This is a genomic window from Psychrobacter piscatorii, from assembly GCF_904846415.1.
Taxonomy (GTDB): Bacteria; Pseudomonadota; Gammaproteobacteria; order Pseudomonadales; family Moraxellaceae; genus Psychrobacter; species Psychrobacter piscatorii.
Genome location: NZ_CAJHAR010000001.1, coordinates 1 through 17,940, shown reverse-complemented (window position 1 = coordinate 17,940; position 17,940 = coordinate 1). Strand labels below are relative to the sequence as shown.

Sequence of the window (17,940 nt, the reverse complement as noted above, 5' to 3'; positions counted from 1 at the left end):
TATTATGAGTCAACCCAATAAACTCAGCTTATGGCAAAAAATCAAACGATTACTGACGGCTTCCGCACCGCAGTCAGTAATCGATGGTATAAACGAGCCAGCACAGTCATCACTTGCTGACAGCGACATTGATAATACTACCTCTAAAACTGCGCCCAAAGACGATACTATTCAAAGCAACGAAAAAGCGCAAGCAGATGCGTCTCACCTCAAAACTGACAACCCAAGTTCAGAACCACAAAATCATAGCGACATGCCCATTGTTGACTGTCTAAAACAATACTTCAATGACAAGCAATGGCACTATACGCACTATCGTCCCAAAGCCAATGACAGCCAGCAATCGCATCATTTGTCCCTAAGAATGCGTCATAAACAAATCGACTGTGGTTATCTGTTTCGTGTTCAGGAAAAAAATAAACTGTTAGCAATCTATGGCATTTTGCCATTTTTGATACCAGAGAGTCATCAGAGCGCTGCCCTATTACTTATCACTCAAATTAACTACGACATGCTCATTGGTAACCTAGAGATGGATGTCAATGATGGGGAAATACGCTACAAAAACGCGATCGATGTCGAAGCGGTCGGTATCGATACTGAGATCATTGAACACTCACTACAAAGCGTTGTTGCGATGACCACGGTTGCAAGCGAGCTATTTGGCGATTTGATTAATAATCAGGACCCTGCTGAAGACATGCAGACATTACTGACAGAGCTGCGCCAGCAATCAGATGCACGCACATTCTTTTTACCGACGCAGTTTGTTCAGTAATGCGTCAGTTTATTCACTCATATAGTTTACGCAATAAGGCCGCACTCAGCGGTCGCTCATCTATCTATTTGTATATCCAAAAAACCATCAATATTAAGCTAGAATTCTTATGCTAAAAATTGCCTACTCTGACGTCTTTCGTTATTCTGTGCCCGAAAAGCACCGCTTCCCCATGCAAAAGTATATTATGATTCCTGAGCGCTTATTGAGTGAGGGCACGATCAGTCAAGATAACTTCTTTGCCCCTGCCTGCTTAAGCGAAGAGGAGATTTTGACCACTCATACAGCAGAGTATTGGTATCAGCTCAAAACCCAAACACTACCACGCAAAGCCGCTCGAGCAATTGGGTTTGAGATGACACCGCAGTTGGTGGAGCGCGGTCGTTATATTGCCCATGCAACCTATGAGTGCGCGCTATATGCTCAGCAATATGGTGTGGCCATGAATGTCGCAGGTGGCACCCATCATTCTTTTGCCGATCATGGAGAAGGGTTTTGTGTGTTCAATGATGTCTGTATCGCTAGCAATTTATTACTAAATCGCGGACAAGCGAAGAAAATTTTGATTGTGGATTTGGATGTTCATCAAGGCAATGGCAACGCCAGCATCATGCACGATGAGCCACGCGTTTTTGTCTTTAGTATGCATGGTGCCAAGAATTATCCGTTTCGCAAGCAAGTATCAGACCTAGACATTGAATTGGAAAACGATGCTGGTGATGACGAATATTTAGAGATATTAAAAGACACACTCCCACGGTTAATCGCTGAGGTTGCGCCCGATATGATTTTTTATCAATCTGCTGTCGATGTACTCGCTACCGATAAGCTCGGCAAACTTGGACTGACACAAGCAGGATGTAAGGCGCGTGATGAATATGTATTGCAGCAAGCAAAGTCAGTCAATATCCCGATTGCCATTGTCATGGGCGGTGGCTATTCAGAAGATATCGAAGATGTGGTCGAGGCGCACTGCAATACCTTTCGAGTGGCACAGCAGATTTATTTTGGTGAAATGGTTTGATACTAAATTCACTCAGAAGATAAGAATAATTTCAGAGTTGAACTCGTTCTGGCAACTTTGATTATAATAATGCGGTCACGCCTTGCCAGCCTACGCGCACTCCAAGCACGATTAGAATCAATAAAATAAGCTGACGAAAACGCGCTTGTGGCAAATAACGACGTAGACGAATCCCGACTAAAAGCGTAACAATAGATATCACACTGAGCAAGGCAATCAGCTGCCACTCACCGCTACTCAACGCCATGATAGGCTCACGCAGTACAATAATTTGTGCGATCTTTCCTAAGAAATAGCACATGTTACCCACTTTGGCGATGGTGTTTTTATCGTCACTTGCAGAGAGCAAATACATCATCAGGATGGTCGACATCGCATTGGTTGAGCCGCCAATGACGCCTGCACCAAAACCAACGGCTATCAACATGGGCTTCGTATCTGGTAAGCGGATTTGTTTGCCGAGCAAGCTACTCACGACGTAAAAGGCAATGACCGCCGCCAACAATAAAAGGATATAAGCGCTATCGACCCATAGCAGTAGCTTCGCACCTAGAATACTACCTAGTAAGCTAGTAAGCGCAAGCAGCCAATAGCGTCTGCCATAGTAGATAAAATTTTGCCAAATAGTGCGCTCGCCACCTGCTAGCCAAGTCATGAGATTGACCACTAGCGAGGGGAAGATCACCAATACAATGGCATGTGGCAATGGATACATGCTAGCAAGCGCGGTAGTCGTCACAAGCGTCGCGCCAAGTCCGCTAATACCGTGTAGCAGCGATGCCAGCGCAAAAATGAGCGTCAGCACTAGCATCTGAGTGCTATCGTTACCAGCTATGTTGGTCATATTGTTTATACCATTTGAGGCTCAGCGCCTATGTCTATACCACTAGCTATTTTGACGTTGAGCGATTGTTTCACCAATAATACTGGCTAACCGCTCAGCGATTTTGTCTTTGCTGGTTTTGTCTAACGTTATCGCATCACGCTCATAGCGCTCAGAGAAAAATACCTGCATGGCATTATCGTCACTAGCAAAACCAATATCTGCCCGTGAGACATCATTACAGGCGATCATATCTAGCGCTTTTGCGGCGAGCTTACCACGCGCATAACGCTCGACATCTTGTGTTTCTGCGGCAAAACCAACGACAAATAATTCTGGATGAGCAAGAGAAATCGTCGCTAAAATATCAGGGTTTTTAACCAAGCTGAGATTCATAGCATCTTGCGTCTTTTTAATTTTTTGCGGTGCGGCTTCTTCAGTACGATAATCTGCTACTGCGGCGGTCGCGATAAAGATATCTGCCTTTACGAATTGGTGTTCAGTATAAGCCTGCGGTAGTTCATGCTCATCACCGCAACCACAATCGCTATGATGGTGCTCATGAGTGTGAGGATGGTTATGTTCATGTTCATGTGCGTGTTCATGAGAATGGTCATGCTCATCTTCAAAATCCAGTTGAAGATCGCTATGCGTACCATCCACACATTGCTGGGCAGCGATTAGCATGTCTTTAGCAGACAGCACATCAATTCTCGTGACATTAAGCGGCGTAGGCAATGCCACTTTACCACCAGCGATTAGGACCACCTCTGCGCCAGCAGCCACACAAGCACGCGCTAAGGCAAAGCCCATTTTTCCTGAAGAATGATTGGATAAATAGCGCACAGGGTCGATCGCTTCTACTGTAGGTCCTGCGGTAATGACCACTCTTTTGCCTGCTAATAATTGCGGCGTCGTGTTCATTGCTTTGAACAGGAGCACTTCGGCCAACAACTGCTCAGGCTCAGGCAACCGCCCTGCGCCCACATCACCACATGCTTGCTCACCGCTGGCTGGCTGGATAATCTGATAGTTCATATCACGTAAGGTTTGTACATTCAGATTTACCGCAGGATGCGCCCACATCTGCTGATTCATGGCAGGAGCGATAATGACTGGCGCTGTTGTGGCAAGGCACACTGTGGTCAACAAATCATCAGCCATTCCCATAGCCAGACGTGCGAGCGTATTGGCTGACGCAGGTGCGATGACAATCAAGTCTGCCCACTTAGCGAGCTCAATATGCCCCATGCCTGCCTCAGCTTGCTCATCGAGCAACGAGACATGCACCTCATTACCCGTCAACGCTTGCAGAGTCAGCGGTGTGATAAATGCTTGTGCGCCTGTCGTCATAATGACGCGCACATCAAAGCCTGCCTTAATCAACAGGCGGGCAAATATAGCAGATTTATAAGCGGCGATACCGCCGGTAATAGCAAGCACAATATTGGACATAAGCGTGGCATCAATAAAAAAGTGAAAAGATAAAATTGCGCTTATAGTAACAACTATGAGATAAATTGGGTAAAATTTTCCGTATTTACCTCAGATAACAAGTAGCAATTTATTCTTAAGGAGTGGCAATGGCGATTAAAGACTGGCATGAGGATGACAGACCACGCGAAAAGTTATTGAAATTCGGTGCCGCTCATTTGTCTGATGCGGAGATACTGGCCATATTTTTGCGTACGGGTACGCAGTCACAGTCAGCAATTGAGCTCGCGCGTCATTTGATTGATCAGTTTGGCAGTCTAGCTGAGCTGCTTGCCGCCCCGCAACAAACCGTTCTTGCTTGCCATGGGATCGGTCCCGCCAAGTATGCTCAGATATTGGCATCGCTTGAGATGGGTACACGTTATCTGGATAGTAAGCTAAAAACGGGGCAAGCGCTTGGGCGCTCGCAAGTGGTCAAAGATTATATCAGCACCCAGTTACGCGGTGAGCATCGTGAAGTATTTGCAGTCCTCTGTCTAGACAATGCCTTGAACCTTTTAAACTTTGAGATACTTTTCACCGGCGGTATCTCATCGTGTTCTGTCTGTATCAAGCATGTACTACGGCACGCTCTAAGCCACGCGGCGAGCCAACTTATCATCGCGCACAACCATCCTCATACCGATGCCAAGCCATCAACAGCAGACAATGTATTGACCTATGAGCTAAAAAAAGCGTGTGACTTATTAGATATCTCTCTTGTTGATCACATAATCGTTGGCCGCAACGATACCTTATCTTATGCCGAAAGCTGCCTTGCGCCTTTTGGTTAGTTCATAACACTGATCGCTTAACTGGTCAGCAAATTTGAGCTGCTTGGCAAACCCTCTTCATTAGAGTCTATTGGGCATGATACCTGATACATATTATCGACAGAGCGTAGCATTTTGGCTCTTGATAGTCATCGACAACTGTTTCATATTAGTAGGTAGTATTATAGTTTGCTTATATATATTTTTATTATCGATGTATCCATTACAATGACGTAAGACAAAACAATAAATATCGTTATTCACACGTTTCTTATCTTTTATATTTTTCACGCTTTTTATTCAGTATTTCACAGGAGATAGTCATGGCAATTGGCTTGTTTATTTTGGCAGTCATCATTCAATTAGCCGTGGTCTTGGCCATCTTTTTGTTGTCCTTGTCACGGGTTACGGGCAGCGTCGTTGCCCTGATTACCGTCGTTGTTACCGCGATTATCAGCCCACTGTCCCTGATATTGGGCGTACCGATCGCATTGCTTTGTTTGGTTTTACTCATCACACCTATCCGTCAATCTTTGATTACCAAACCGGTCTACGAAGCATTAGGCGGTGCGATGCCAAGTATGAGTGATACGGAGCGTGAAGCGCTCGATGCTGGTACTAGCTGGTGGGAAAAAGAGCTATTTATGGGTGCCCCAAATTGGGAAGCTTTTGCTAATTATCCTTATCCGCAGCTGTCAGAAGAAGAGCAAAGCTTCATTGATAACGAAGTAGAAACGTTATGCGCCATGCTCGATGAATGGCAAATCCAGCACAAAGATAAAGAGCTGTCACCTGAAGCGTGGCAATTTATCAAAAGTAATGGCTTTTTAGGTTTAATTATTCCAAAAGAGTTTGGTGGTTTAGAATTTAGCTCTTACGCGCAAAGCCGTGTGATGAGTAAGATCGCGTCGCGCTCACCGACTGCTGCAGTGACCTGTATGGTACCCAATTCGCTCGGTCCTGGTGAGCTACTAATGCACTATGGCACGGACGAGCAAAAACAGCGCTGGCTACCGGGTCTCGCCAAAGGTGATGAAGTACCTTGCTTCGGTTTGACCGGACCTGAGGCAGGCTCTGATGCAGGTGCGATTCCTGATACAGGCGTCGTCTGTTATGGTACGCATGAAGGCGAGCAGGTACTTGGTCTGCGTATGAACTTCTCCAAACGCTGGATTACGTTAGCCCCTATCGCTACTGTCGTGGGTTTGGCTTTCAAGATGCATGATCCTGAAGGGCTGCTTGGAGATCCGGACAAAACCGATTACGGTATCACCTGTGCACTGATCCCCGCCAATCACGAAGGGGTGGTCACGGGCCCACGTCATAACCCAATTGGCTCGCCATTTATGAATGGTACGGTCGATGGCAAAGATGTCTTTATCCCACTAGATTACATCATTGGCGGTGTCGAAAATGCCGGTCGCGGTTGGCGTATGCTGATGGAGTGCTTAGGCGTGGGTCGTGGTATCTCCTTGCCTGCTCTATCGACCTCAGCCAGTGAAATGACCTATCTGTCTGTCGGCGCGTTTGCGAAAGTTCGTGAGCAGTTCAAAATATCAGTCGGTAAGTTTGAAGGTGTACAGGACGCCACCAGCCGCATGGCAAGTAACACTTATATGTTAGAGGCGTTCCGTCATTTGGTGACTTGCGGGTTAAACCAAGGTGGTACGCCATCAGTAATGACTGCAATGGCTAAATACTACGCGACCGAAACCATGCGTAGTGTGGTCAATGATGGTATGGATGTCGTTGGTGGTCGTGCCGTACAGATGGGCCCACGTAACTTCTTAGCGATACCTTATCAAGCAATTCCTGTATCTATCACTGTTGAGGGTGCCAACATTTTGACCCGCTCGCTGATGATTTTTGGTCAAGGCGCGATGCGTTGTCATCCTTATCTATTCGATGAGCTGCAACTGCTACAGAGTGAGGATAAAAAAGCAGCGACTGAAAAATTCGATACGCTTTTCTTTAAGCATTTAGGCTATACCTTTAACCGCGGTGCAAAAGCGTTTATCGCAGGTTACGTCGGTGGTAGTGATAATGCGCCACGTTTTGCTGATGCCTTTACTCGTCCTTATTACAAGCATATCAACCGTCTCAGTGCTTGCTTTGCATTGACTGCGGATATGGCGTTAGGACTGTTAGCAGGGGATCTAAAACGTAAAGAGATGCTGTCTGGTCGCTTAGCGGATATTCATAGCCACTTATTTATCGCGACGGCTATTTTGCAATTTTATGAGCATGGTAGTAAATCAGAAGCTGAGCGTTTACATGCTGAAGTTGCGCTACAAAACAGCTTATACACGATTCAAGAAGCTTTTGTATCTTTCTTTGCCAACTTCCCTAATCGCATGGCCGCCAATGTGGTGAGCTTTGTGACTTTCCCAAGTGGACGTATCTTTACGCCAGCAAGCGATGAGCTAAAACGTCAGCTGGGTGATACCTTTATGGATGATTTTGCTGCCAATCCATTCCGCGATTATCTCAAAACCATGGTTTATTACAATATCGACCCAGATGATGTGACAGGCCGTATGGAGCATGCTTATCAGACCTTGGTTGAGATCGAACCACTGTGGCAGAAGTTCAAAAAGGCAGAACATCAGGATAGCTTTGAAGGCCTAACCTTCGAAGACCATGTGGTACATGCGAGCCAAAATGGCGGTATTACTGAAGAAGAGGCTGAAGTGCTGATTCAATACAATGCCATGCGCTTTGATTCATTATTAACCGATGTATTTGATAAGCACCTATCAGAAGCTCAAGAGCGCGATAATCCACATACGCTCGAAAACGCTGTCAATCAACTAACAAACTATGCAGAGCTAAAAAAAGAAGCAAAAGACAAAAGTAGCGTATCGACTGACGGTGAGATGCCAGTCACGCATGCGTTAAATGATACGACAACTACAGAACCACAGACTGGTGATGCCAATCCCAATCACGGCTATGAGAGCGATGGTGATGTAGAAATGGTCAGTGAGCAAGATACTGTGAAAGAGATCAAGTCACAGGCGAATTTTGAGAAATCAAATCCTGAAGCCGAAGCGCTTGATCATCGTTATCGTGATGCAGAGTCACACCTCAATGAGCGTATGAGTAACAACCACAGTCGCCACATTGCTCCACCTGATGAGGTCGACGAAAGCGCAAGTGACAAACACCTTCAAACCTCAGATGATCAGACGCATCTGCCGCGCGAACGCGAAGAAGATGACAAGGTATAACTAAAAGGTCAATTCAAACGCGTAAACTCATGAGTATCGTAATTATTCATGACGATAAATATAAAAATTCAAAAGCCAGACTGTCCACACGCGACAGTCTGGCTTTTTTTTGGAGTTGCCAAAATGCAAACGTATTTTATGACATCAAAATGATAACACTGGTTTAATATCAATAGTTTGATATATCCATTTACCCTAAAAACTCTTTCATGAATATATTGTTTCATATCAGAAACAAACCGTTTACAATAAATAATCACTATTTTATGGGCACATAGTTGTGACAGGGATTATTCTCTCAGAATAAAATGATAAAAAAAATCTTGCAGTGCCCTTAACTATTCTTTTATATTGTCCTCGAAAATGTGACATCAAGCGACAATCACAAGAACTTAATAGTCATAACACGCATTATAGTTAGATTGGTAAACACGGTCACATAGATTTGGGTGACGCTGACTATAGCGCTGTTATGCACACAAAGGATACGGATATGTGGAAAAACATGGGACTGACAGGCAAGATTATCGTTGCCATGGTGCTCGGTATCATACTGGGTCTATTTTTAAACTACTCAGGATTAAATGGCGAAGGCAGCTTCGTTAATACTTATATCACAAATGGTGCCTTTGCTATTATCGGCAAGCTATTTGTTAACTCATTAAAAATGTTGGTCGTACCTTTAGTACTTATCTCACTGATTTGTGGTGTGTGTGGCATCGGTGATATCCGTCTGCTAGGACGTATTGGTACCAAAACATTTATGATCTATATGATGACAACCGCGCTTGCTATTGCAACGGCGATTGGATTGGGTGTGCTATTTGGTATCGGTAAAGGCATGAATATCGAATCTGAAGCCACGTTTGAAGCTGCATCAGCGCCACCGCTGCTTGATGTGTTCTCAAACATTATCCCATCAAATCCCATCAGTGCGATGGCAAATGGCGACATGCTATCGATTATTTTCTTTGCCATTCTAATCGGTATCAGTATTTTGATGGTGGGTAAACCTGCCAAAGGCTTAGTTCAAAGTCTAGAGCTTATCAATGAAGTCATCTTAAAGATGGTGACAATCATTATGAACCTAGCCCCTTATGGTGTATTTGCGCTGTTAGCTAAGGCGATGTCTGAGCTAGGCTTTGAATTAATTTTGTCACTACTAAGCTATATGGCAGTATTGGTTGGGTCTTTGGCCTTCCATTTCTTCGTTACTATGATGATTGTACTAAAAGTCTCTTCAGGTCTATCTATCAAGACCTTTTTGGCAAAAATGCGCGAAGTACAAATCTTTGCGTTTAGTACGTCAAGCTCAAACGCGACCATTCCGATTACCTTGCGTACCGTTACCAAACGTATGGGTGTGAATAACTCAGTGGCTTCGTTTACCGTTCCTTTTGGTGCCACCATCAACATGGATGGTACAGCCATCATGCAGGGTACAGCGACCATCTTTATTGCCAATATTTATGGTATTGATTTGGGCGTGACCGAATATCTAACCGTTATCTTGATGTCAGTACTGGCCTCTGTCGGTACGGCGGGTGTCCCTGGTGTCGGTCTGATCATGCTATCTATGGTATTTGCCCAAGTTGGCTTACCAATCGAAGGTATTGGTCTGATTCTAGGTGTGGATCGTATCCTAGACATGCTACGTACTGCCGTGAACGTTGGTGGTGATGCAGCAGTGACTGCTATCGTGGCAAAATCAGAAGGCAAAATGGATCTTGCTATTTATAACGATCCTAATGCTGGTGCCAAAGACGTGTTTGACGGTCATATCGATGAAGACAACGAGCGTGAATTCTCTAAAGTCATGAATGATGGCATCATGGGTAGTGAGTACGATGACGTTGATCGTCGCCACTAATCACCTCTGCTAGATAGACATTTATAAAATAAAAAACCTCAGTCACATTGGCTGAGGTTTTTTTTGAGGTAAATCATAAGTATGGTTACTCTCATTTAGCCAAAAACGTATTTGGTCAACATTGCCAAACACACCAGTACAATCATCGGACGAATCAGCTTACTACCGCCTTTGACGACCATATGTGAACCAAAATACGCGCCAACGGTTTGCCCAACCATCATTGCCAATCCCACTTTCCACAGTACATTGCCACCCAAGATAAAGAATATCAATGAGCCAATATTGGTCGATAGATTCAACACTTTTGCGGTGCCTGTCGCTTCAATAATCTGACGACCGCGCAGTGCCACATTGCCCAGCGCAAAAAACATCCCTGTGCCGGGACCAATATACCCATCATAAAAACCAATCAAAGGTGCCACCCCTTTTTGCCACTTACCCTCTGATATGCGGGGAGCCGCCTCTACCTCACCAAGCCTAGGGGCAAATAAGGTATAAATACCGATAGCGGCAATCAAAAAAGGAATCAGTTTTTCGAGCAAATCAGGTGGTGACATCTGCACCGCAATGGTACCCAAGACTGATCCGATAAACGCGGCAATAATAGCAACTTTAATACGCTGCGGTTTGACGACGCCCTTTTTTATCATAGTAATGGATGCGGCCAATGCGCCAGAAGCAGCTTGTAGCTTATTGGTGCCGAGCGTGAGCACTGGTGGAATATTGGCCAATAGCATAGCAGGTATGGTCAACAGACCGCCGCCGCCAGCAATCGCATCAATAAATCCTGCCAATGCTGCGACAGCCGTAAGCATCAAAATAATCTCTAGTGAGAAGGTTAAGTCCATAATGCTGACCTACAAAATATGGTGATAAAAGAAAAGGAAGCCTCAGATACTAGGCTAAAAACTTACTAATGACACTACTATCGTTGGTAATAACTATTGTTGGTAATAGTAGTGATAAGACGATAAATTTCCTGAAAACTTCTTAAGACATGAGATAACGTCATAATGCGTCGATCATTATAGATATAAAACTGCAAAAAAAGCCAAAAACGTCACAAAGTCTGCTAGATTTAGCCAATAGTGTTCCAAATCTCTCATATAACGGACAGTTTGTTAAAAAGATTTAACGACTTACAACTATTTTGCTCGTCGCATCGCCTTTATAATGTCACTATCATTGAGACGATATAATAGGCTAATGGCATTATTTCAGCGTATTTTATTGTCTATATTAATAAGAGTGTGAGAAACTGTTTTTATCTGCTTGCTATATCGTCATGAATAGTAGCGTGGATATTTGAGATTATTTAGTAAATTGTACTTAGGAGATGAGGATAATATGGCAATACGAAGGATTAAGGCATTTTTTGAATTTGAGGCAGCGGGCGGTATCGTCTTAGCATTGGCTGCCGTTGCTGCAATGATCATTGCCAACTCCCCTCTTAATGTTTGGTACGAAGGTTTTATTCACGCACCAGTTGCCATTCAAATTGGCGAGTTTGCGATTGCCAAAGATGCTCACCACTGGATCAATGACGGTCTAATGGCTGTTTTCTTTTTCTTGGTCGGGCTTGAGCTCAAGCGTGAAGTATTGATTGGTGAGTTGTCTAACGTCAAGCAGATTATCCTGCCAGCTGGTGCAGCACTGGGCGGTATGATTATGCCTGCGATTGTTTATCTACTCTTTAACTACAATGAGCCTGAGTTTTGGAAAGGTTGGGCCATTCCTGCGGCAACGGATATTGCTTTTGCGCTTGGTATTTTGAGCCTTCTTGGCAACCGTGTACCCAACTCTCTGAAAGTCTTTTTGGTCTCTATTGCCATCTTTGATGATATCGGTGCAATTTTGATTATCGCTCTGTTTTATACCAGCGATTTATCATTAGAGTCGTTAGCATTGGCTGGCCTATGTCTACCATTCTTGTACCTTCTTAATCGTCGTAACGTTACTAGCATCACGCCTTACCTACTTATTGGTATTATCATGTGGATTGCAGTGCTCAAATCGGGTATCCATGCAACACTGGCTGGTGTGGTCTTAGCACTATTTATTCCTATGTTTGACCGCACTGATCCTGAGCACTCTCCGCTTGAAGAGCTAGAGCATGACCTACATAACACCGTCGCCTTTGGTATTTTGCCAATATTCGCTTTTGCCAACTCGGGTATCTCACTCGAAGGTGCAGGTCTTGCTGAATTATTCCATTCAGTGCCACTAGGTATTGCCGCAGGTCTGTTTATTGGTAAGCAGTTGGGCGTCATGATTATGTGCTGGTTAATCTTTAAGCTTGGTATCTCAACCATGCCAAAAGGTATGAACTATAAGCAAATCTACGGCGCAGCGCTATTGTGCGGTGTTGGTTTTACCATGAGTTTATTCATTGGCGGCCTCGCATTTGCAGGTGATACGACTATGTTTGACGAGCGCTTGGGTATCATCATGGGTTCTATCGTCTCTGGTATCGCAGGTTACATCATGCTCAAAGTGAGCTTGAAAGATAATGTCAGCGGCACATCAGTCGATTTGACTCGCTCTCATTAATAACAAAACGAGCGACTTATGAGCCTATTAGCTTATAAGTCGCTTTTTATTATCTGCAAAACCTGTTAATGAAAAATAGGGATTTAGCCAAGGTTGCTTATTGTTAATGAACCAGCTGTAGCATCAGCAATAATTGTAATGTCGGCAGACGAGAATATCCAATATATCATGTCTGCCCTATCGTTAGTGCGAAAGACGCGCGTGTAAGACTGCTATTCTTATCTGATGAAATACGTGACCTAAAATCTCGTATCAGTACGATACAAAGACAACGAGATTCATTGAATCCATCAATTAACGCTTATAAGTGATGGTTATGGATCGCTCATACGATACGAATGTTGTTTTATAGCTGACTTATAAAGGTGTTTGATCATATGGATAAGAAAATCAGCAATACTGCAAATATCCCCACCAATAAGACGCAGCATCCATCAACAGCGTCTTATTTGCGTCATGGGCGTACAACTGCTATCGATGACCATAGTGATTTGCAAGTGTTAAAGCGAATTAAGCGATATCTACTGCCAAAAGATTTTGCTATCTCGCCTAAGCTACTAGAGGAGATAGTCGCCGGCTACGATATTGGCGATCCACTCGCAGATGATTTGGCCGCTAACAATATCCGCTTTGCAAAGCCCCTACAACAGATTATCAGCGGCGGCAATGATCTAGACCCAAATAGTGACCTCGCAATCAATGCCTCATTTAATACACTAACCGAGCAATTTAGCAGTCATCCTGATTGGTTCGATCCCAAACTCGCGCAAATCGGTGCGGTCGCCTATCGACGCTATCCATTGATGCTCATTTGGCTATTGCGTAATGTCGCGCTGATGGCAGGTTATAGCATCCCAGCGCTATCACTACCACTCATTCAAACTGGCGCGTTGATGCACGATGCGCTACCACGGCTCATGCGTACCTATGCCTATATCCTGGCGGTGTCTGAACATCCACAATCGGATATGAGCATGCGCAACCACTCTCAACCTATCGATCAAGTATTGGCGATTGGCTCTGAGGGCTGGCGACAATCCATCAAAGTACGTCAGATTCATACATTGGTACGGCAAAACTTGCTCAAAGGTAAGGGCAATGCGGCAGCTGGCGTGATACCAAACGCCGACCAACATCACAATCCTGATGGTAGCTGGAATACCGATTATTGGGGCGTGCCGATTAACCAAACTGACATGATTGCCACCCATTTACAGTTTTCATTATTGATTATGCGCGGCCTACGACTGCTCGGCGCTCGTATTAGCTCTGAGGAAGCGGAAGGTATTTTGCACTTATGGAATCTTGCCAGCTACTGGATGGGCGTTGATTTAGCGCGTCTGCCAAAAGATGAAGCGGCTAGCTGGGAATGGCTGTATACCTACCTATCTATACAGCAGCTAGACTTTAAGATGGGGCAGCCACTGGCAAAAGCCTTGCATGATCTGCCGCGTCAGTTAATGGGCGAAGACAATCGCCGTGGACGCTTTGTGGAGATGGTCAACGCCAGTGTGACGCGCACTTTGGTTGGTGATGATATTGGTGACGGCTTAGCTTTACCAAAATCAAAGATACGATTTGGCGTATTGTCTTCCGTGCCGATTCTTTTTGCCCTTGATACTGCGCGGCAGCACAATGCAACGGTCGCCCAAAAATTAGAAGCATTTCGTGCCAAACGCCAAGACAATATGAACTGGTGGCTCAAGAAAAATGATGATTATTATAAGTAGATGACCATAGTAGATGACATTTATCAGCGTTTGTTTTCTACGCGGTAATACCATTCTAGCTGACGATCGAATCCTGTTTCTAGCAGATTGGCAATGACGCGCCCTGTCAGTCCCCACACCGTCTCACCATCCACTTGCCAGCTCGGCGTCAGTATGGTCGCGGTTTGTTCTTGCATTTTATATTCTACCGCATACTCCACCGTTGGCTGGTTGACTAACGACTCTAAATCCGCCCAAAAAATACGTGATATCTCTCCCACTTCAGGAACTAACACCAGACCTGGGGCGATGAGTGCGACAATTGGACGTACGCTCATACCGCTTTTGGACGTTTGGATCGGTAGTTGTCCCAGTAATTGCACTTTATTAGGTGGTAGCGCCGTCTCTTCACAGGCTTCACGTAACGCGGTCACGACGTTGTTGCCATCACCTATCTCGTGTTTGCCGCCTGCACAGGAGACCTCTCCCGCATGGCTGTTCATATGAGCGGCTCGGCGCGTCAATAATATTTTTGGTTTACGCTCATGAGTGATCGCGACCAATATCGATGCATCAGCAATAGGTGTCTGATATAAGCTGTCCAAAATACGTGTACTTTGTGAGGTGTCGCCACTCTCGGACATCGCCGGACTCGTAAGCGCATTCAATGTCTCCTGTTGCACTCGCTCGGCCAGTTTTCTGAGAGTGGGATGACGAATAAAGCTTGGGACAGCAACGCTAAACTTATTAAAAAAATCAATATTTTCGGGTACGGTCATTATCAAATCCTATGAGTGGTCATCTTCATATTACTCATGAAAATACCGGTGCCAGCATACCAGTATAACCTGTCGCTAGTATGGCAGCCTTTTTTATTAATCAGATTATCGCTTTTATAGATATATGTCATATTTATGCCGCTTTAGACAAAGTGCGATTTATTAATGTATTAGCTAACTGCTACACATATATGCGGCCACTGGGGTAAACATAAAATGGCTTGCCGCTTGTGTATAAGCTTTGTTATATAGACTGAGTCTCTATCCGAGTGAGCCTTTCAACTAAATGCCTATTTTTTGCCGCGTCTTTACATTTTTCCAAATCACCCAATGTCTCATACCGTCTGTCTTAGACGGTGATCGCTTTATTAATTAATATTTTCTCAATATCCTTTTTGCTTAGTATTTGTCCATGGTAATAAGTATCATAACTGCATCTTTAAATTACCAAACATTAACCGAGTAATATTTCAAAAAACGCATTTGGGTATTATGATGACTGCTAGCAAGACTATGAGGCGGACATCCTAAAATAGCATTATAAAAATACTGATGCCAGCGTCATAGGATTGCTGTAATAACAATAAACAATACCTGAAAAGAACAAAGGATACAGATTATGACAGACCAAATCGACAGCATGATGCCACCTGCTGAATACATCAATGATAACTATAAAGGCTCAGGAAAACTGGCTGATAAGCGCGTTTTAATCACTGGCGGAGACAGCGGTATCGGTCGTGCAGTGGCTTTTCACATGGCACGTGAAGGTGCCAAAGTTGCCATCCTTTATCACTCTGACGAAGAGAGCGCAAATGAGACGCGTGAAGGTATTGAAGCAGAAGGCACAGATGCGTTGGTATTGCAGGGTGATACGGCAGATAGCAGTAGTTGCAAAGAGGCAGTAGAAGCCGTCGTGGCACAATGGGGCGGCATTGATGTGCTAGTCAATAACGCAGGTATGCAAAAGCCGTATCATGATTTGTCTGAGGTCAGTGACGAAGACTGGCAACAGCATTTCGATGTCAATATGGCAGGAATGTTTTATGCAACTCGCGCCGCCCTTGAGCATATGAAAGAAGGTGATAGCATCATCAATACCACCTCAGTAAATGCATATGTCGGCAATGATGTATTGGTGCCATACACCGCGACCAAAGGCGCTATCGTCGGCTACACTCGCGCGCTATCGCAACAACTACTTAGTCGTGGTATTCGCGTCAATCAGGTGGCACCAGGTCCTGTGGTGAGCGAGATTCAACTGGTATTTAAAGACTTTGATAAAGATATTTTAGAATCCATGTCCTCACCAATGGGGCGCATGGGTCAGCCACGTGAGATGGGTGCTGCCTATGTATTTCTTGCTTGCCAAGACAGTAGCTTTGTGACTGGTCAGACCTTACACATAAACGGAGGCATGATTACCAATGGCTGATATCATGGATTCTCCTGACTCCTCTGACCTGCTATCTGTCTGTTGGGCAGATAGCAGTACTCATCGCCGTTGGTTGCTCGCTGAAGGGCAACGTTTGCTCGAACATTATGCCAAAGCGCGCGTGCCATCAGGGTTTGCTACTCTCGGTCACGATGGGAGCATGGTAGATGACACAGCAAAGAGCATCATCACTGCGAGGATGGTGCATTGCTATGCGCTAGCGGCACTAATGGGCGTACCGGGTGCAGCAACACTTGCTGACCATGGCCTAGATGCGTTGCTTGATGGCCCATTACGCGACTCGGTACATGGCGGTTGGTTCAGTGATGCTTCTTCAACTCATGAAAACCCATCACGCAAAAACGCCTATCTGCATGCGTTTGTCGCGCTTGCTGGTGCGTCTGCTAGCATTGCTGGTCGCCCGCGCGGTTCAGAGCTCATGCAAGCAGCGATAAATATTATCGATGAGCACTTCTGGCTAGAAGATGAGCAATCGATGCTACCTTCTTTTGCGGCTGACTGGTCTGATCCTGAAGATTATCGCGGCGCCAATTGCAACATGCATACGACTGAAGCCTGCTTAGCACTGGTAGATGCCACGGGTGAAACGCGTTGGCTCGATCGCGCACTACACTTAGCCAAGCGTTTCGGTCATCATATGCCTAGTAATTACGATGGTCGCCTACCTGAACATTTTGATAGTGGGTGGAATCTATTGCCTGATTACGATGCCAACGAGCCTTCTGATGATTTGAGGCCTTGGGGTCTCACACCCGGTCACTTTGCAGAATGGGCAGGACTGCTGCTGAAAGTTGAGTCTGCCTGTATCGCCCATGGTTATGACGTACCTGATTGGCTGCTACCTGATGCTATCGCATTATTTGATAGTGCTATCGAGCGCGGCTGGGCACCTGACGGTCAATCTGGCATGGTCTATACCATCGGCTGGGATGATGAGATTTCAATACCAAACCGTCCTTACTGGGTACAGGCTGAGATGGCTAATACCGCGCTAATGCTATCGCGCCGTACGGATGATCCGCGCTTTGAACATTACTACCGCTTAGCTTGGGATTATATTGCCAGTACTTTGATTGATCTTGAGCATGGCGGTTGGCGTCATGAGGTAGATGCATATGGCAACTTAAGTACGGTCGTATATCCAACGCGCGAAGATCTTTATCATGACTTTCAAGCCACTGTAACGCCATTGATTCCCATCTCTGCGTCGGTAGCTGGTGGATTACTCACACAGATGCTCGAAACAAAAACCCAATCCCTATGTAGGATATACTCGATAATATAAGTACGCTCTGATGGCGATTGAATTGCGCCGTTAGAGCGTTTGCTTTGTAATCATAAAAATCTTAGATTAACACATGAAGTGCAATACCAAATGCAAGGTGAAAAAAAGACCTAGATGCGCTAGCATCAAAGTCTTTATCCACCGACCAAAGTGAGATTGCAACCATGAACTATACGCATCTAAGCCT

At 45.0% G+C, this 17,940-nt stretch carries 13 protein-coding genes; 9 read left to right on the top strand and 4 right to left on the bottom strand.

The annotated features are described in order from the left end of the window. Positions 1-4: 4 nt before the first annotated feature. On the top strand, positions 5-778 hold the full coding sequence (locus JMX83_RS00065) for a type III secretion system chaperone family protein (protein WP_201597865.1): 774 nt from the start codon (positions 5-7) through the stop codon (positions 776-778). Positions 779-887: 109 nt separating this feature from the next. Beyond that, positions 888-1,802 (top strand): histone deacetylase family protein, encoded by a 915-nt coding sequence (locus JMX83_RS00060; protein WP_201597863.1) that lies wholly within the window; start codon positions 888-890, stop codon positions 1,800-1,802. Positions 1,803-1,863: 61 nt separating this feature from the next. Here JMX83_RS00060 and JMX83_RS00055 read toward each other — a convergent pair whose 3' ends face one another. Together JMX83_RS00055 and coaBC are read right to left on the bottom strand one after the other, a co-directional pair. Then, complete coding sequence (locus tag JMX83_RS00055) at positions 1,864-2,646, bottom strand: sulfite exporter TauE/SafE family protein (protein ID WP_201597861.1); 783 nt, start codon at positions 2,644-2,646, stop codon at positions 1,864-1,866. A gap of 42 nt (positions 2,647-2,688) precedes the next feature. Continuing rightward, positions 2,689-4,080, bottom strand: a complete 1,392-nt coding sequence (gene coaBC / locus JMX83_RS00050; RefSeq protein WP_201597858.1) for a bifunctional phosphopantothenoylcysteine decarboxylase/phosphopantothenate--cysteine ligase CoaBC — start codon at positions 4,078-4,080, stop codon at positions 2,689-2,691. Between the two features lie 128 nt (positions 4,081-4,208). Between coaBC and radC the strand changes: the two genes are divergently transcribed. The 3 genes from radC to JMX83_RS00035 all read left to right on the top strand — a co-directional run bounded on the left by radC (position 4,209) and on the right by JMX83_RS00035 (position 9,971). Next, positions 4,209-4,892, top strand: coding sequence for a RadC family protein (gene radC, locus JMX83_RS00045; protein WP_201597851.1), 684 nt, complete (start codon positions 4,209-4,211; stop codon positions 4,890-4,892). A gap of 302 nt (positions 4,893-5,194) precedes the next feature. Then, a complete protein-coding gene (locus JMX83_RS00040; protein ID WP_201597850.1) occupies positions 5,195-8,101 on the top strand; it encodes an acyl-CoA dehydrogenase in 2,907 nt (968 codons plus the stop codon). 493 nt (positions 8,102-8,594) lie between these two features. After that, complete coding sequence (locus tag JMX83_RS00035; protein ID WP_201597847.1) at positions 8,595-9,971, top strand: dicarboxylate/amino acid:cation symporter; 1,377 nt, start codon at positions 8,595-8,597, stop codon at positions 9,969-9,971. A gap of 95 nt (positions 9,972-10,066) precedes the next feature. Here JMX83_RS00035 and JMX83_RS00030 read toward each other — a convergent pair whose 3' ends face one another. Further along, the gene (locus JMX83_RS00030) at positions 10,067-10,822 is read right to left on the bottom strand and encodes a TSUP family transporter (RefSeq protein WP_201597844.1); all 756 of its coding nucleotides are present in this window, start codon (positions 10,820-10,822) and stop codon (positions 10,067-10,069) included. Positions 10,823-11,321: 499 nt separating this feature from the next. On the opposite strand from JMX83_RS00030, the gene nhaA reads away from it, so the two are divergent. Beyond that, positions 11,322-12,524: a Na+/H+ antiporter NhaA gene (gene nhaA, locus JMX83_RS00025; RefSeq protein ID WP_201597831.1), complete on the top strand. Its 1,203-nt coding sequence runs from the start codon at positions 11,322-11,324 to the stop codon at positions 12,522-12,524. 377 nt (positions 12,525-12,901) lie between these two features. Then, positions 12,902-14,254 carry an oxygenase MpaB family protein gene (locus JMX83_RS00020; RefSeq protein ID WP_201597828.1) on the top strand — a complete coding sequence of 451 codons (1,353 nt, stop codon included), beginning with the start codon at positions 12,902-12,904 and terminating at the stop codon, positions 14,252-14,254. A 23-nt stretch (positions 14,255-14,277) separates the two neighbouring features. On the opposite strand, the gene JMX83_RS00015 is transcribed toward JMX83_RS00020, so the two are convergent. Beyond that, entirely contained in the window at positions 14,278-15,012 is a 735-nt protein-coding gene (locus tag JMX83_RS00015; RefSeq protein WP_201597826.1) for an NUDIX hydrolase, read from the bottom strand. Positions 15,013-15,631: 619 nt separating this feature from the next. On the opposite strand from JMX83_RS00015, the gene JMX83_RS00010 reads away from it, so the two are divergent. Together JMX83_RS00010 and JMX83_RS00005 are read left to right on the top strand one after the other, a co-directional pair. Continuing rightward, on the top strand, positions 15,632-16,447 hold the full coding sequence (locus JMX83_RS00010) for an SDR family oxidoreductase (RefSeq protein ID WP_201597824.1): 816 nt from the start codon (positions 15,632-15,634) through the stop codon (positions 16,445-16,447). Positions 16,448-16,451: 4 nt separating this feature from the next. Then, the gene (locus JMX83_RS00005; RefSeq protein WP_201597822.1) at positions 16,452-17,753 is read left to right on the top strand and encodes an AGE family epimerase/isomerase; all 1,302 of its coding nucleotides are present in this window, start codon (positions 16,452-16,454) and stop codon (positions 17,751-17,753) included. Positions 17,754-17,940 lie beyond the last annotated feature (187 nt).

Bases quoted from the DNA above. Each gene is read 5' to 3' on its own strand.
- nhaA (WP_201597831.1), top strand. From the start codon at position 11,322: ATGGCAATACGAAGGATTAAGGCATTTTTTGAATTTGAGGCAGCGGGC.
- JMX83_RS00010 (WP_201597824.1), top strand. From the start codon at position 15,632: ATGACAGACCAAATCGACAGCATGATGCCACCTGCTGAATACATCAAT.
- JMX83_RS00015 (WP_201597826.1), bottom strand. From the start codon at position 15,012: ATGACCGTACCCGAAAATATTGATTTTTTTAATAAGTTTAGCGTTGCT.
- JMX83_RS00055 (WP_201597861.1), bottom strand. From the start codon at position 2,646: ATGACCAACATAGCTGGTAACGATAGCACTCAGATGCTAGTGCTGACG.
- radC (WP_201597851.1), top strand. From the start codon at position 4,209: ATGGCGATTAAAGACTGGCATGAGGATGACAGACCACGCGAAAAGTTA.
- JMX83_RS00020 (WP_201597828.1), top strand. From the start codon at position 12,902: ATGGATAAGAAAATCAGCAATACTGCAAATATCCCCACCAATAAGACG.
- JMX83_RS00035 (WP_201597847.1), top strand. From the start codon at position 8,595: ATGTGGAAAAACATGGGACTGACAGGCAAGATTATCGTTGCCATGGTG.
- coaBC (WP_201597858.1), bottom strand. From the start codon at position 4,080: ATGTCCAATATTGTGCTTGCTATTACCGGCGGTATCGCCGCTTATAAA.
- JMX83_RS00040 (WP_201597850.1), top strand. From the start codon at position 5,195: ATGGCAATTGGCTTGTTTATTTTGGCAGTCATCATTCAATTAGCCGTG.
- JMX83_RS00065 (WP_201597865.1), top strand. From the start codon at position 5: ATGAGTCAACCCAATAAACTCAGCTTATGGCAAAAAATCAAACGATTA.
- JMX83_RS00030 (WP_201597844.1), bottom strand. From the start codon at position 10,822: ATGGACTTAACCTTCTCACTAGAGATTATTTTGATGCTTACGGCTGTC.
- JMX83_RS00005 (WP_201597822.1), top strand. From the start codon at position 16,452: ATGGATTCTCCTGACTCCTCTGACCTGCTATCTGTCTGTTGGGCAGAT.
- JMX83_RS00060 (WP_201597863.1), top strand. From the start codon at position 888: ATGCTAAAAATTGCCTACTCTGACGTCTTTCGTTATTCTGTGCCCGAA.